The following is a 13,246-nucleotide window of genomic DNA, read 5'->3' as shown; positions in this document are numbered from 1 at the left end:
CAGCCTCAGGACACTATTGCTCTGTATCCTCAGCCGGGGAGGAAGAGTCGTCCGCTGCCGTCACCTGGACGATGATGAGCGTGACGTTGTCCCGCCCTCCGTTCTCCAGGGCGGCCGCGAGCATCGCATCGACTGCCGCACCAGGATCCTCGTGCTCGCGGAGGAAGTGCTGAATCCCGTAGTCGGTGAGCTCCTTGGTGAGCCCGTCGGAGCACACCACGAACCTGTCGCCGGAGCGCACGTCGATCGAGACGTAGTCCGGTGCAGTGAGTTCGCTCGCGCCCACGGCACGGGTGATGACGTTGCTGTAGGGATGCCCCTCGGCTTCCTCCGGGCTGAGCTTCCCCGCTGTGATCAGCTCCTGCACGACCGAGTGATCAGTCGTGATCTGCACCAGGCGGTCGTCGCGGAGGAGATACACGCGGGAATCGCCGATGTTCAAGGCGATCCACTGGGCGTCATCCCCTTCGGTATCGAAGTACACACCGGTAAGCGTGGTCCCCGTGCCCTCGTCGGTCGTCTCGGGGTGATCTGCGATATCGCCGACCGCCAGTTCGAGTGCGTTCTCGATCGAGGGGCGATCGACCTTCCCCGATGAGACGACGGCCTGCAGTCGAGAAACCGTGCTCTGACTCGCGATCTCACCACCGGCGTGACCGCCCATGCCATCTGCCACGATGAACAACGGATAGTCGGCCAAGAAGGCGTCTTGGTTCGTCTCGCGACGACGGCCCTGGTCGGTGATACCGGACCAGGACAGCAGCAGCGGGCGCTGCGCAACCGTGATCCGTTGCGTCTTCGTCTCAGCCACGTGCTGCCTCCGATGGGCCTGCGGCGGGTCGGACGGTCGCAGGATACTCACAACACATCGTAGTAGACGCCGCGTGCGCCGCGATCACGCTCGCGTGCCCGTTCCCGTCGACCAGGGAAGCGAATGTCTGGGATCAGGGCCGGAGAGCATGACGTGACCGGAGACATGTGCACGGTGCGCGGACGAGATCATTCCTCCACGTTAGCGGCCGCCGTGTCCCGATCACCAGCCAAGACAGCACAGAGCCCCCGACAAGGAGTCAGGGGCTCTGTGTCAGACGTCATCGCCTGTTCAGTCGATCACGCCGGGGGCTGTGCGGGATCCGTGGGCGGCGCCGGCGGAGTCGTGGGCGGAGCCGGCGGAGCTGCAGGCGGTGCCGTCGGAGGCGCGGGCGGAGTCGTCGGAGGCGCAGCCGGTGCCGGCGGCGGAGTGGACGGCGCCGCGGGCGGAGTGGTCGGCGGCACCGGAGCGCCGGTTGCCGGGGCCGCGGGCGGGACGTTGCCGGGCTGCGCGGGCGGTGCATAGCCGGGCTGCGTGGGAGGGGCGTAGCCCTGGGGTCCGGGCTGGCCGTAACCCTGGGGCGCACCGTACCCAGCCTGGGGCGCCGCAGCCGATGCCTGAGCGGGGATGCCGTCCCAGACCGTGCGGTCGCCGAGCAGGCCGTTGGCAGCCCACGATGCCGGCTGGATGGCCGAGTTCCAACGAGACTTGTCGAATGCGTTGATGCCGAGCCACACGGGCGGAAGGAAGAAGTACAGAACGACCCAGACGGCATCCTTCTGCAGCTTCAGCCCCACGCGCCATGCGGCGATCAGGTCGACGACGCGACCGGCGATGCCGACGAGCGGGAGGATCAGGAACCAGCCGAGGAACGGGATGATCGCCCCGACGATGCCGGCACCCATGAGGTACAGGACGATCCACGGGCTCAGATCACCGAGCTTGTAGAAGATCATGGTGTTGTAGACCGGCACCCAGGCACGCCACTTGCCCTGCACGCCTGCCTTCTCGAAGATCTTCATGTAGAACCACGAGTAGAGCGCGTAGATGGCGAGTGGCAGGATCGTGTAGACCAGGATCAACGCGACGAGCGCGCCACCTGACAGGCCGTCATAGCCGTAGTAGTCGTTCATGGTTCCCTCCAGAAGTTCATGATGGGTCATCATGCGCTGAACACACTAGCGCTTCCCGGGGTTTCCGCGCATGTCCCTTACGCCGTCGGGCGCGTTCGGACGGATCGTTGCCGCAGAGCCACGACCTGCTGAGACGCACAGCTCATTCCTCGACGACGAGCTTCCAGACACCGTCGTCCTCGCCGTCTCGGAAGACCAGGCCTCGTCTCTCAGCCCACGACCGGAAGCCCCGGGCGGAGGTGATGCGTGGTCGGCCCTCGGCGATCGCCCTCACGAGCAGGCCCTTGGACTTCTTGTTGAAGTGGTTGAGGGCTCTCCCCTGCTCGGTCACGACGCGGACGTACGCGGACGAGGTCGAACTCGGCACGGGCCCCAATGCGACGTACGCCTCGCTCCGGAGATCGAGGATGAACGAGGGCGCGGCTTCCGCGAAGGCAGCCGACGTCGCTTCGGCCCAGTGGCGTCGAAGCGCCGGAAGGCCGGGAACCGAAACTCCGGCGGCGAGCCGGTACACGGGCAGCTGATCCAGAGCACCGACGGGCCCGAGCGGTGCACTGTGGATCCACACATGCTCTCCGAGCCATCTGCGGGACGCTGACGACAAGGAACGGGCATCGAGCGCATCGAACAGAACTCCCGTGTAGCGATCGACCGCAGGCATCGTGGGCGCCGACCGAAGCAGCCTGTTATGAGCGATGTCACCGCTCTGACGCACACTCAACTTGAGCACCCGACGCGCGGTCTCCTCGTCGGAGGCGAGCTCGACGAGTGCATCGATGACCGCCGCGCGCCGCTCCGTCAGAGACGGGAGCACCAGCGACTCGAGATCGAGCGGCGGGCCGTCGCCACCTTCGTGCTTGGTCTCCGACGGTGGAAGCAGAATCTTCATGAAACCTCGGTGGATACAGACGCGTCCGCCTCGGAACCCATGAGGGCCCCGAGGCGGACGCGTGAAACAGCTACTGCTAGGCGATGAGAGCCGCGTTGCCGGCGACGATCGTCAGGGTGTCGCCCTCCATGGAGAGGAACCCTTCCTGAGCGTTGGCCAGCACCTTGGTGCCATCCGACTGGGTGATGCGGACCTGGCCCTCGGCGAGGATGGCCAGCACCGGCTCGTGGCCGGACATGAAGCCGATCTCACCCTCGACGGTCTTGGCGACCACAAGGCTCGCCTCTCCCGTCCAGACCTCCGCATCAGCGGAGACGAGGCTGACATGCAGCGCCATGGTCAGCCGTTCTCCTTCTGGATCTTCGCCCACTGCTCTTCAACGTCGGAGATGCCACCGACGTTGAAGAAGGCCTGCTCGGCCACGTGGTCGAAGTCACCGCGGGTGATCGCGTCGAACGACTCGATGGTCTCCTTCAGCGGGACGGTCGAACCCTCGACGCCCGTGAACTTCTTGGCCATGTAGGTGTTCTGCGAGAGGAACTGCTGGATGCGGCGCGCACGCGACACGACGATCTTGTCTTCCTCGGAGAGCTCGTCGACACCGAGGATGGCGATGATCTCCTGCAGCTCCTTGTTCTTCTGGAGGATCTGCTTGACGGTCGTCGCGACGCGGTAGTGGTCCTCGCCCAAGTAGCGGGGGTCCATGATGCGCGACGTCGAGGTCAGCGGGTCGATGGCCGGGTACAGACCCTTCGAGGCGATCTCACGAGAGAGCTCGGTCGTCGCGTCGAGGTGGGCGAACGTGGTCGCCGGAGCCGGGTCGGTGTAGTCGTCGGCCGGCACGTAGATCGCCTGCAGCGAGGTGATCGAGTGACCACGCGTCGAGGTGATGCGCTCCTGGAGCACACCCATCTCGTCGGCGAGGTTCGGCTGGTAACCCACGGCGGAGGGCATGCGGCCCAGCAGCGTGGAGACCTCGGAACCGGCCTGCGTGAAGCGGAAGATGTTGTCGATGAAGAGCAGCACATCCTGCTTCTGCACGTCACGGAAGTACTCCGCCATCGTCAGAGCCGACAGGGCCACGCGCAGACGCGTCCCCGGCGGCTCGTCCATCTGGCCGAAGACGAGGGCGGTCTTGTCGAAGACACCCGCCTCTTCCATCTCGTGGATCAGGTCGTTGCCCTCACGGGTACGCTCACCGACACCGGCGAACACCGACACACCACCGTGGTCCTGCGCGACGCGCTGGATCATCTCCTGGATGAGGACGGTCTTGCCGACACCGGCACCACCGAACAGACCGATCTTTCCACCCAGCACGTACGGGGTCAGGAGGTCGATCGACTTGATGCCGGTCTCGAACATCTGAGTCTTGGACTCGAGCTGGTCGAAGTTCGGCGCCTTGCGGTGGATGGGCCAGCGCTCGGTGACCTCGAAGGTCTCGCCGGGCTCGAGGTTGAGAACCTCGCCGATGACGTTGAACACCTTGCCCTTGGTCACGTCGCCGACGGGGACCGAGATGGCCTCACCGGTGTCGCGGACTTCTTGGCCGCGGACGATGCCGTCGGTGGGGTTCAGGGCGATGGCGCGGACGAGGTCGTCGCCGAGGTGCTGGGCGACCTCGAGCGTGATCTCGGTGGACTCTTCGCCCATCGCGATCGTGGTCTTCAGCGCGTTGTAGATGTCGGGGATCGAGTCGTGCGGGAACTCGATGTCGACAACCGGACCGTTGACGCGTGCGACGCGCCCGACGACCGCGGTCGCCGGCTGGTCAGCCGGAGCGGTGAGGGTCATTTTCGTCTCTTTCCTGATGGTCTATTTGCTCGAGAGAGCGTCGGCCCCGCCGACGATCTCGGCGATCTGCTGCGTGATCTCCGCCTGACGCGCGTTGTTGCGCAGACGGGTGTAGTCGGTGATGAGCTTGTCGGCGTTGTCGCTGGCCGACTTCATCGCCTTCTGCGTCGCTGCCTGCTTGGCGGCGGACGACTGCAGGAGAGCGTTGAAGACGCGGCTCTGGATGTACACCGGCAGGATCGCGTCGAGAACAGTCTCGGCGTCCGGCTCGAACTCGTACAGCGGGTAAACGGTGTTACCGGCTTCCGACTCATCGGCTTCCGTGATCTCCAGCGGGAGCAGACGCACGGATTCCGGCGACTGCGTCATCATGCTGACGAAACGGTTGTACACGAGGTGGATCTCATCGACGCCGCCGTCCTGTCCTCCACGGGAGAACGCTTCGAGCAGTGTCGCCGAGATCTCCTCGGCGGTGTGGAACGACGGGGTGTCGGTGTCGCCGGTCCACTCCGCGGCCGCAGCGATCCGTCGGAACTGGAAGTATCCGACGGCCTTGCGGCCGATGAGGTAGAACACCGGCTCCTTGCCCTGCTCGCGCATGAGCTCCGCCACCTCGAGACCCTCACGGAGGATCTGCGAGTTGAAGGCTCCGGCGAGACCGCGGTCCGAGGAGAAGATCACGACCGCGGAGCGGGTGATGTTCTCGGACTCGCGGGTCAGCGGGTGATCCACGTTCGAGTGCGTCGCGACGGCCGACACGGCCCTCGTCACGGCTCGCGCGAAGGGGGTGGACGCCTTGACGCGTGCCATCGCCTTCTGGATGCGCGAAGCCGCGATGAGTTCCATCGCCTTCGTGATCTTCTTGGTCGTCTGAGCAGAAGAGATCTTCTGCTTGTAGACCCGGAGTTGAGCGCCCATATCTCAGTACCTCACGCGATTACGCGCGACGACCCTTGACGATCTTCTCCTGGTTGACGTCCTCAGCCTCGGCTGCAGCGTGCTCCTCGTGACCGGGGGCGCCGATCGCGTGGCCCTTGCCACCCTGGAACTCCAGGACGAAGGCGTCCGTCTGCTTCTCGAGCTCTGCAACCGTGGCGTCATCGAGGACGTTGGTCTCACGCAGCGTGTCGAGCACCTTGGTGTTGCGACGCAGGTAATCGAGCAGTTCGCGCTCGAACCGGAGCACGTCTTCGACCTCGATCGTGTCGAGCTTGCCGTTCGTTCCGGCCCAGATCGAGACGACCTGCTCCTCGACGGGGTACGGCGAGTACTGCGGCTGCTTGAGCAGCTCGGTCAGACGCGCACCGCGGGACAGCTGACGACGCGAAGCCGCATCGAGGTCGGATGCGAACATCGCGAAGGCCTCGAGGGAGCGGTACTGCGCGAGCTCCAGCTTCAACGTTCCGGAGACCTTCTTGATCGACTTCACCTGCGCGTCGCCACCGACTCGCGACACCGAGATACCCACGTCGACCGCGGGACGCTGGTTGGCGTTGAAGAGGTCGGACTGCAGGAAGATCTGGCCGTCGGTGATCGAGATCACGTTGGTCGGGATGTACGCGGAGACGTCGTTCGCCTTGGTCTCGATGATCGGGAGACCCGTCATGGAACCGGCGCCCAGCTCGTCGGACAGCTTCGCGCAACGCTCGAGCAGACGGGAGTGCAGGTAGAAGACGTCACCCGGGTATGCCTCGCGGCCCGGCGGACGACGCAGGAGGAGCGACACGGCACGGTAGGCCTCAGCCTGCTTCGACAGGTCGTCGAAGATGATGAGGACGTGCTTGCCGCCGTACATCCAGTGCTGGCCGATGGCCGAACCGGTGTAGGGAGCCAGGTACTTGAAGCCGGCAGGGTCGGACGCGGGAGCAGCCACGATCGTCGTGTACTCCAGAGCACCGGCCTCTTCGAGCGCGCCCTTCACCGAGGCGATGGTCGAACCCTTCTGGCCGATCGCGACGTAGATGCAGCGGACCTGCTTGTTGACGTCGCCGGACTCCCAGTTGGCCTTCTGGTTGATGATCGTGTCGATCGCGATGGCGGTCTTGCCGGTCTGGCGGTCACCGATGATCAGCTGACGCTGACCACGGCCGACGGGGATCATCGCGTCGATGGCCTTGATGCCGGTCTGCATCGGCTCGTGCACCGACTTGCGCTGCATGACGCCGGGCGCCTGGAGCTCGAGGGCGCGCACGCCCTCGGTCTCGATCGCACCGAGTCCGTCGATCGGGTTGCCGAGCGGGTCGACCACGCGGCCGAGGTAGCCGTCGCCGACGGGGACAGAGAGGACCTCACCCGTGCGGGTGACCTCCTGGCCGGCCTCGACGCCGGTGAAGTCGCCGAGGACGACGACACCGATCTCATGCTCGTTCAGGCTCTGCGCGAGGCCCTTGGTGCCGTCGGCGAAGATGACGAGCTCGTTCGCCATGACGCCGGGCAGTCCCTCGACGTGAGCGATGCCGTCAGCAGCGTCGACGACGGTGCCGACCTCGGTCGCACCGGCCGCGGAGGGCTCGTATGCGGCGGCGAAGTCCTTCAGCGCGTCACGGATGACGTCGGGGCTGATCGATAGTTCTGCCATTGTCTTCCCTTTGTATCTGGGTGCGCGGTTCCCCGCGCGAAGTCGTGTTAGCCCGCGAGCTTCTGGCGAAGGTCGGCGAGTCGTGCGGAGATGCTGCCGTCGATGACGTCATCGGCGATCTGCACACGCAGACCTCCGACCACGGCAGGGTCGATGACGACGTTGAGCGAGACCTGACCCTCGTAGCGACGCGAGAGCGACTCGCTCAGACGGTCACGCTGCGCATCGTTGAGGGCGGTGGCGGTGTGCACGGTGGCGACGACGCGTCCGCGCTGGTTCGAGACGATGTTCATCGCCCTGTCCAGCAGACGACGAACGCGGCGCTCACGCGGCTGGCGGACCAGCGATGTGATGACCAGCGTCGACGCGGCGCTCGTGGAGCCTTCGGCCAGGAGACGCTCCACGAGCGTGCTCTTGGCGTCTTCTCCCCCGACGCGGCTTCCCAGAGCGAGTTCGAGCTCGGGGTTGGCTGCGATCACGCGGGAGAACCCGAAGAGCTCCCCCTCGATGTCGGTGCCCGGCTCGGCGACCGCTGCTGCGCGGATCGCGAGCTCCTCGATACCGTCGACGAGTTCATCCGCGTTGGACCAGCGCTCTGCGACCGCGGTCGACAGAACGTCCTTGGCGCCTGCGGAGAACCCGCCGAACACCGCGGCGACGACGTTCTGTCGTGCCGCGGCGGGAGCGGAAGGGTCAGCAAGCGCGCCGCTCAGCTGGGACGATTCGCTCACGGCCCGGGCGGCGGCGAACAGCTCCCGCGCGGTGTCGAGAGTGATGTCCTTCGCTGCGGCAAGCGTCTTGATGGATGCCGCGAGTGCCTGAGTGGTCGCGCTGCCCATTACTGAGCCGCCTTCTCGGATGCCTCGAGCTCGGCGAGGAAGCGATCGACGACTGCGGTCGCACGTGCGTCGTCGGAGAGGGTCTCGCCGACCACGCCACCGGCGAGGTCGAGGGCGAGCGATCCGACCTCGCTGCGGAGCGAGACGAGAGCGGTCTGCCGCTCCGCTTCGATCTGCGTGTGCGCAGTGGCGGTGATGCGTGCGGCCTCGGTGGTCGCAGCTTCCTTCGCCTCGGCGACGATCTTCTTGCCGTCCTCACGGGCGGCCTCGCGGATCTCGCCGGCCTCGGTACGCGCCTCGGCGAGCTGACGCGTGTACTCCTCGAGTGCCGCCTCCGCCTGCTTCTGCGCCTCGTCGGCCTTGGCGATGTTGCCCTCGATGGCGGCGGACCGCTCGTCGAGCATCTTCGTCAGTTTGGGAAGGGCGACCTTCCACACCACGACGAGGATGATGATGAACCAGAAGCCCGACCAGATGATGTCGTACCAGGCGGGGATGAGGGGGTTCTTGGGCTCCCCCTCCGCCGCGAGGTTCGTGACAAGAGCGTTCAGCATCCTGTCTCCTTCAGAAGTCGGTGAGAATTACGCGGGGAACGGGATGAATGCGACGGCGATGCCGACGAACGCGAGCGCCTCGGTGAAGGCGATACCGATCCACATGAGGACCTGGAGACGGCCGGCCAGCTCGGGCTGGCGGGCCACGCCCTCGATGGTCTTGCCGACGACGATGCCCACACCGATGGCCGGTCCGATGGCTGCGAGGCCGTAGCCGACCGCACCGATGTGACCGTTGATTTCAGCGAGAACCGTAGTTGCGTCCACGGGGTTTTTCCTTTCGTTGGGTGGGTGGGCTGTTGCCCGCCCGCTCAGTGCTCTTCTGCGACCGCGAGCTGGATGTAGACCGCGGTGAGGACGGTGAAGACGTATGCCTGCAGGACGGCGACCATGACCTCGAAGAGGGTGAAGGCGCCGCCGAAGGCGAGGGTTCCGACACCGAGGGCGGCCCAACCGCCGCCTGCGGTGAAGAAGAAGAACTGGGTGGCCGCGAAGGCGAGCACCAGGATCATGTGCCCCACGACGAGGTTCATGAGGAGACGGAGCGTCAGCGTGACGGGGCGCAGGATGAAGGTGGAGATCAGTTCGATGATCGCCACGATCGGGAGCGCGAAGACGGGGACGCCCTGCGGGAACAAGGAGTTCTTGAAGAACCGCAGCCCGTGGCGCTTGATGCCCGCGTAGATGAAGGTCACATAGCTGACGATCGCAAGAGTGAGGGGCACCGCCACGATCGCGGTCCCCGGCATGTTCAGGAACGGGATGATGCCCGTGATGTTCATGAACAGCACCATGAAGAAGATCGTGGTCAGGATCGGCAGGAAGCGGTCGCCGTCCTTGCGACCGAGCAGATCGTGCGCGATGTTGCCGCGGACGAGACCGAGACCCATCTCGACGAGGCTCTGGAAGCGGCCGGGAACGACCTTCATCCGGCGGGTGCCGAGCCACAGGATGAGAACCACGGCGATCACGGACAGGAACTGGATCAGGTGGATCCGGTTGACCGGGATGCCGGCGATCTCGAAGAGCGTCTCCGGGAAGAACTCGTCGATCGAAGGGCCGTGGAACTCGCCGTCGGAGGCAAGTCGGGGGGTCAGGGTCGCAGCAAGATTAAACAGCGCGGGCTCCAGCTTCGGGGCACCGGTCTAAACCGGGGCGACGATGGTCGGTGTGCTACACAGCGCAAGCGCTCGCGGGCGAGCGGCGGGCACGTCTCAACACTATCAGAATCTGAGGGTTCCCTAAGACCGCGGGTCCTCGTCGAGCGGCCTCTCCTCGATGCGATTCGCAGTGCCGGGCGCTCGGTCCTCCGGCACCTCGGTGGGAAGCGTCGTGTCGCTGACGTTGGGCAGCCGCATGCTCGTCAGCACGATCACGTCGATCGCCAGCGACATGAGCACGCCGGCGACGATCGACAGGAAGAACACCATCGGCTGGAGCCACGGCTGACCGGCGAGCAGGATCATCGCGACGACGAACAGGCCGAGCTTCAGCAGCCAGCCGCCCAGCACGATCGCGAAGAACAGCTGCACATAGAGCGGATCGCCGTACCAGCGGTTCGCGATCAGGATGCTGATGCCCGTGATCGACAGGAACAGCGCGGCGAGCAGCACTCCCAGCAGACCACTGACCAAGCCCTCCCCCTGTGCGACCAGGAAACCGACGCCGCCGGCGATGATCGCGAGGACCACGGTGGCCACCGCCGACCAGATGAGGGTGCGCCGCAGGATCGGCGTGCTGGAAACGGGGCTCGGGCTCATCAGGACTCCACGGGTGTCGGATCGGGTGCTGCATCCGCAGCGCTGCGGCGGGTGGGGGTCAGGGTGACGACGAGGCAGGCGGCGATGCCCACGACGCCGAAACCGACACCGGGCAGGTACTGACCAGGCCAATCCTCCCGAGCACCGACGTACATCATCAGGACCGCGAGGGACACGACTGCCGACCAGGCGTAGAAGATGAGGACGGCATCGCGATCGCGGTGGCCGAGGTCGAGCATACGGTGATGCAGGTGCTTCCGGTCGGGAGAGAAAGGTGAGCGACCCGCGCTCATGCGCCGGAGCACCGCGAGACCGAAGTCCAGCAGCGGCAGCAGCACCACGAGCAGCGGGAGGAGGATCGGCAGGAACGCTCCGACCAGCTGCGACCGCCCCAGACGCTCGGGGTCGAGAGCCGACGGGTCCATCTGGCCGGTGATCGCGATCGCGGACGTGGCCATGAGGAGCCCGATCACCAGCGCACCCGAGTCGCCCATGAAGATCTTGGCCGGGCTCCAGTTCAACGGCAGGAACCCGAGGCACGCGCCGATGAGCACGGCAGCGAGGAACGTCGAGAGGTTGAAGTAGCTCGAAGCGCCGGAGTCGCGCGTGAAGATGTACGAGTAGGCGAAGAAGACGCCGTTCGAGATCAGGCACACCCCGGCGACGAGGCCGTCGAGGCCGTCGATGAAGTTCACGGCGTTCATCACGATGACGATCGCGAACATCGTGATGGTGATGCTCAGCCAGCTGGAGACGACGATGAGGTCGCCGAACGGCAGAGAGAGGATCTGCAGGCCTCCGCCGACCGTGATGACGCCGGCGGCGAGGAACTGGGCGCCCAGCTTGATCATCCAGTCGATGTCCCAGAGGTCGTCCACCACGCCGATGATCGCGATCAGGAGCGAGGCGCCGAGGATCGACCACATCGTCTGCGGCGGGATCCAGATGCTCTGGAAGAAGGGGTTCACCGCGGAGAAGCCGAACGCCGCGGCGATGGCGAGGAAGATCGCGACGCCTCCCAGCCGGGGCTTGGGCGTCGTGTGCACGTCACGGTCGCGGATGGCGGGGTAGAGCTTGAACCGGAGGCTCAGCTTCCACACCGCCCAGGTCAGCGCGAACGTGATCGCAGCGGTGAGGATGATCGTGAAGAGATACTGCTTCACGAATCCCCGTCCTGCTCCTGCGGGTGCTCGTGCTCCGCGTGGTCTTCCGTGCCGTCATCCTCGGGCTCGAGCAGATCACCGAGCACCTCGTGCAGCTGCTCACGCGTCACGGCTCCGTCGCGGAGGATCCGCACGACGCCCTGCTCGGAGTCGGCGCCTCGACGCACCAGCGAGGTCGCGTCGACGATGGTGGATGCGATGCCGTCCTTGCTCAAGCCGTCGGCGAGGTAGACCGCGACGCTGTCACCCAGCATCCTCTCGGCGTCGTCGGCCGAGATGGCCGCGGACTCCCCCGTCAGGTTCGCGCTGGAGACGGCGAGAGGTCCGGTCTCCGCGAGCAGTTCGAGGGCGACACGGCCCTCTGGCATGCGCACCGCGACGGTACCGAGCGTCTCGCCCAGATCCCACACCAGCGACGGCTGCGCCGGCAGCACGATGGTGAGGCCTCCAGGCCAGAACGCCTCGACGAGACGCTCTACGGGCTCGGGAACCGACTCGGCAAGGGCGGCGAGGGTCTCCTTGGTGCCGATGAGAACGGGCGGCGGCTGGTCGCGGCCACGTCCCTTCGCGTCGAGGAGCTTCTGCACCGCGGCCGGGGAGAAGGCATCGGCGGCGACGCCGTACACCGTGTCTGTGGGGATGACGATGAGGTCGCCTCGGCCGATCGCCTGGCGCGCATTGCGCATGCCGGCGAGAAGCTGCGACTCGTCGCTGCAGTCGAAGATGGTTGACATGACGGTTCGATTCTATGCGGCGCGGCCGATGAGCACGCTCGGAGGTTGCTGATCAGGGGCGGATGGCAGTGGTGGCACGATCCCGCAGCGTGAGGTCGCGGTGCGTCGCCGTCGCACGCCAACCGTCCACGGTGAGGATCTCCCTGATCGATCCGCCCTGAAGCTCGCCGTGCTCGATGACGAGAAGGCCGCCGGGGCGCAGCAGTCGCAACGCCCGCCCGCTGAGCACACGGACGATGTCGAGCCCGTCCTCGCCGCCGTACAGCGCCATCGCCGGGTCGAAGAGGCGCACCTCGGGGTCGCGCGGGATGGCCGCGTCTGGGACGTACGGAGGGTTCGAGATGACCACGGATGCCGTGCCGTCGAGCTCCGGGAATGCGTCTCTCAGGTCGGAGAGGACGAGCGTCAGATTGTCCACGCCCTCCACGTTGCGACTCGCCCACGCGTGGGCGTCCTCGGACAGTTCCGCGGCGAAGATGCGGGCGTGCGGGACCTCTGTGGCCATGGCGAGGGCGATGGCCCCGCTTCCGGTGCCGAGGTCGATGCCGATCGGGGCGGGTTCCCCGGAGTTGACCAGGGCATCGATCGCGTACTGCACGACCGTCTCCGTCTCCGGGCGCGGCACGAAGACACCGGGACCGACAGCGAGCTCGAGGTGGCGGAAAGGAGCGGTCCCGGTGATGTGCTGGAGCGGCTCGCGTGCGGCCCTGCGGACGACGGCCGCGTCCAACGCCGAGGCCGCAGCATCATCGATGCCGTCGCCGCGGACGATCGCCGCCTGAACCTCACCGCGCCGCCTCCCGAGCACGTGCGCAGCGAGGAGCTCGGCATCGACCAGAGGATCGGGAACCCCCACATCGGCCAGACGCTGGGCTGCCGTGCGGACGACCGCGGCGAGAGAGATGTCGGACATGGCTTCCAGCGTAGAGTGCGGGAGGCCGTCACATAGCCCGACCCAGAGGACCCCTCCCCTAGGCTGGTCCGGCAGCGA

Annotated in this window: 15 protein-coding genes; all 15 read right to left on the bottom strand. The window is 66.2% G+C overall.

Annotation, left to right across the window (positions count from 1 at the left end; all coding sequences use genetic code 11):
- Positions 1–13 precede the first annotated feature (13 nt).
- The 15 genes from RN51_RS15965 to prmC all read right to left on the bottom strand — a co-directional run bounded on the left by RN51_RS15965 (position 14) and on the right by prmC (position 13,168).
- Positions 14–811 carry a PP2C family protein-serine/threonine phosphatase gene (locus RN51_RS15965; protein WP_045265031.1) on the bottom strand — a complete coding sequence of 266 codons (798 nt, stop codon included), beginning with the start codon at positions 809–811 and terminating at the stop codon, positions 14–16.
- 299 nt (positions 812–1,110) lie between these two features.
- Positions 1,111–1,944, bottom strand: a complete 834-nt coding sequence (locus RN51_RS15960) for a DUF5684 domain-containing protein (protein ID WP_197073275.1) — start codon at positions 1,942–1,944, stop codon at positions 1,111–1,113.
- A gap of 142 nt (positions 1,945–2,086) precedes the next feature.
- A complete protein-coding gene (locus tag RN51_RS15955; RefSeq protein ID WP_045265030.1) occupies positions 2,087–2,833 on the bottom strand; it encodes a YaaA family protein in 747 nt (248 codons plus the stop codon).
- A gap of 76 nt (positions 2,834–2,909) precedes the next feature.
- Positions 2,910–3,170 carry a F0F1 ATP synthase subunit epsilon gene (locus RN51_RS15950; protein WP_045265029.1) on the bottom strand — a complete coding sequence of 87 codons (261 nt, stop codon included), beginning with the start codon at positions 3,168–3,170 and terminating at the stop codon, positions 2,910–2,912.
- 2 nt (positions 3,171–3,172) lie between these two features.
- Positions 3,173–4,627, bottom strand: a complete 1,455-nt coding sequence (atpD, locus tag RN51_RS15945) for a F0F1 ATP synthase subunit beta (protein WP_045265028.1) — start codon at positions 4,625–4,627, stop codon at positions 3,173–3,175.
- 21 nt (positions 4,628–4,648) lie between these two features.
- Positions 4,649–5,545, bottom strand: a complete 897-nt coding sequence (locus tag RN51_RS15940; RefSeq protein WP_045265027.1) for a F0F1 ATP synthase subunit gamma — start codon at positions 5,543–5,545, stop codon at positions 4,649–4,651.
- A 19-nt stretch (positions 5,546–5,564) separates the two neighbouring features.
- On the bottom strand, positions 5,565–7,205 hold the full coding sequence (atpA, locus tag RN51_RS15935; protein WP_045265026.1) for a F0F1 ATP synthase subunit alpha: 1,641 nt from the start codon (positions 7,203–7,205) through the stop codon (positions 5,565–5,567).
- Between the two features lie 47 nt (positions 7,206–7,252).
- The gene (locus RN51_RS15930; RefSeq protein WP_045265025.1) at positions 7,253–8,044 is read right to left on the bottom strand and encodes a F0F1 ATP synthase subunit delta; all 792 of its coding nucleotides are present in this window, start codon (positions 8,042–8,044) and stop codon (positions 7,253–7,255) included.
- Positions 8,044–8,598, bottom strand: coding sequence for a F0F1 ATP synthase subunit B (locus RN51_RS15925; RefSeq protein ID WP_045265024.1), 555 nt, complete (start codon positions 8,596–8,598; stop codon positions 8,044–8,046). The genes RN51_RS15930 and RN51_RS15925 overlap by 1 nt, the downstream gene beginning before the upstream one ends.
- A 27-nt stretch (positions 8,599–8,625) precedes the next feature.
- Entirely contained in the window at positions 8,626–8,865 is a 240-nt protein-coding gene (gene atpE, locus RN51_RS15920; protein WP_045265023.1) for an ATP synthase F0 subunit C, read from the bottom strand.
- A gap of 44 nt (positions 8,866–8,909) precedes the next feature.
- A complete protein-coding gene (atpB, locus tag RN51_RS15915; protein ID WP_082066628.1) occupies positions 8,910–9,728 on the bottom strand; it encodes a F0F1 ATP synthase subunit A in 819 nt (272 codons plus the stop codon).
- Between the two features lie 111 nt (positions 9,729–9,839).
- The gene (locus RN51_RS15910) at positions 9,840–10,358 is read right to left on the bottom strand and encodes a hypothetical protein (protein WP_045265022.1); all 519 of its coding nucleotides are present in this window, start codon (positions 10,356–10,358) and stop codon (positions 9,840–9,842) included.
- The gene (locus tag RN51_RS15905; RefSeq protein WP_045265021.1) at positions 10,358–11,521 is read right to left on the bottom strand and encodes an MraY family glycosyltransferase; all 1,164 of its coding nucleotides are present in this window, start codon (positions 11,519–11,521) and stop codon (positions 10,358–10,360) included. Before RN51_RS15905 ends, RN51_RS15910 begins: the two co-directional genes overlap by 1 nt.
- Positions 11,518–12,255, bottom strand: a complete 738-nt coding sequence (locus RN51_RS15900; RefSeq protein WP_045265020.1) for an L-threonylcarbamoyladenylate synthase — start codon at positions 12,253–12,255, stop codon at positions 11,518–11,520. Before RN51_RS15900 ends, RN51_RS15905 begins: the two co-directional genes overlap by 4 nt.
- Positions 12,256–12,307: 52 nt before the next feature.
- A complete protein-coding gene (gene prmC / locus RN51_RS15895) occupies positions 12,308–13,168 on the bottom strand; it encodes a peptide chain release factor N(5)-glutamine methyltransferase (RefSeq protein ID WP_045265019.1) in 861 nt (286 codons plus the stop codon).
- Positions 13,169–13,246 lie beyond the last annotated feature (78 nt).

It is taken from the genome of Microbacterium oxydans, assembly GCF_000956405.1.
Taxonomy (GTDB): Bacteria; Actinomycetota; Actinomycetes; order Actinomycetales; family Microbacteriaceae; genus Microbacterium; species Microbacterium oxydans_C.
This window is presented reverse-complemented; position numbering and strand designations above follow the sequence as displayed.

Bases quoted from the DNA above. Each gene is read 5' to 3' on its own strand.
- RN51_RS15900 (WP_045265020.1), bottom strand. From the start codon at position 12,255: ATGTCAACCATCTTCGACTGCAGCGACGAGTCGCAGCTTCTCGCCGGC.
- atpA (WP_045265026.1), bottom strand. From the start codon at position 7,205: ATGGCAGAACTATCGATCAGCCCCGACGTCATCCGTGACGCGCTGAAG.
- RN51_RS15950 (WP_045265029.1), bottom strand. From the start codon at position 3,170: ATGGCGCTGCATGTCAGCCTCGTCTCCGCTGATGCGGAGGTCTGGACG.
- RN51_RS15955 (WP_045265030.1), bottom strand. From the start codon at position 2,833: ATGAAGATTCTGCTTCCACCGTCGGAGACCAAGCACGAAGGTGGCGAC.
- prmC (WP_045265019.1), bottom strand. From the start codon at position 13,168: ATGTCCGACATCTCTCTCGCCGCGGTCGTCCGCACGGCAGCCCAGCGT.
- atpD (WP_045265028.1), bottom strand. From the start codon at position 4,627: ATGACCCTCACCGCTCCGGCTGACCAGCCGGCGACCGCGGTCGTCGGG.
- RN51_RS15925 (WP_045265024.1), bottom strand. From the start codon at position 8,598: ATGCTGAACGCTCTTGTCACGAACCTCGCGGCGGAGGGGGAGCCCAAG.
- RN51_RS15940 (WP_045265027.1), bottom strand. From the start codon at position 5,545: ATGGGCGCTCAACTCCGGGTCTACAAGCAGAAGATCTCTTCTGCTCAG.
- RN51_RS15960 (WP_197073275.1), bottom strand. From the start codon at position 1,944: ATGAACGACTACTACGGCTATGACGGCCTGTCAGGTGGCGCGCTCGTC.
- RN51_RS15930 (WP_045265025.1), bottom strand. From the start codon at position 8,044: ATGGGCAGCGCGACCACTCAGGCACTCGCGGCATCCATCAAGACGCTT.
- RN51_RS15910 (WP_045265022.1), bottom strand. From the start codon at position 10,358: ATGAGCCCGAGCCCCGTTTCCAGCACGCCGATCCTGCGGCGCACCCTC.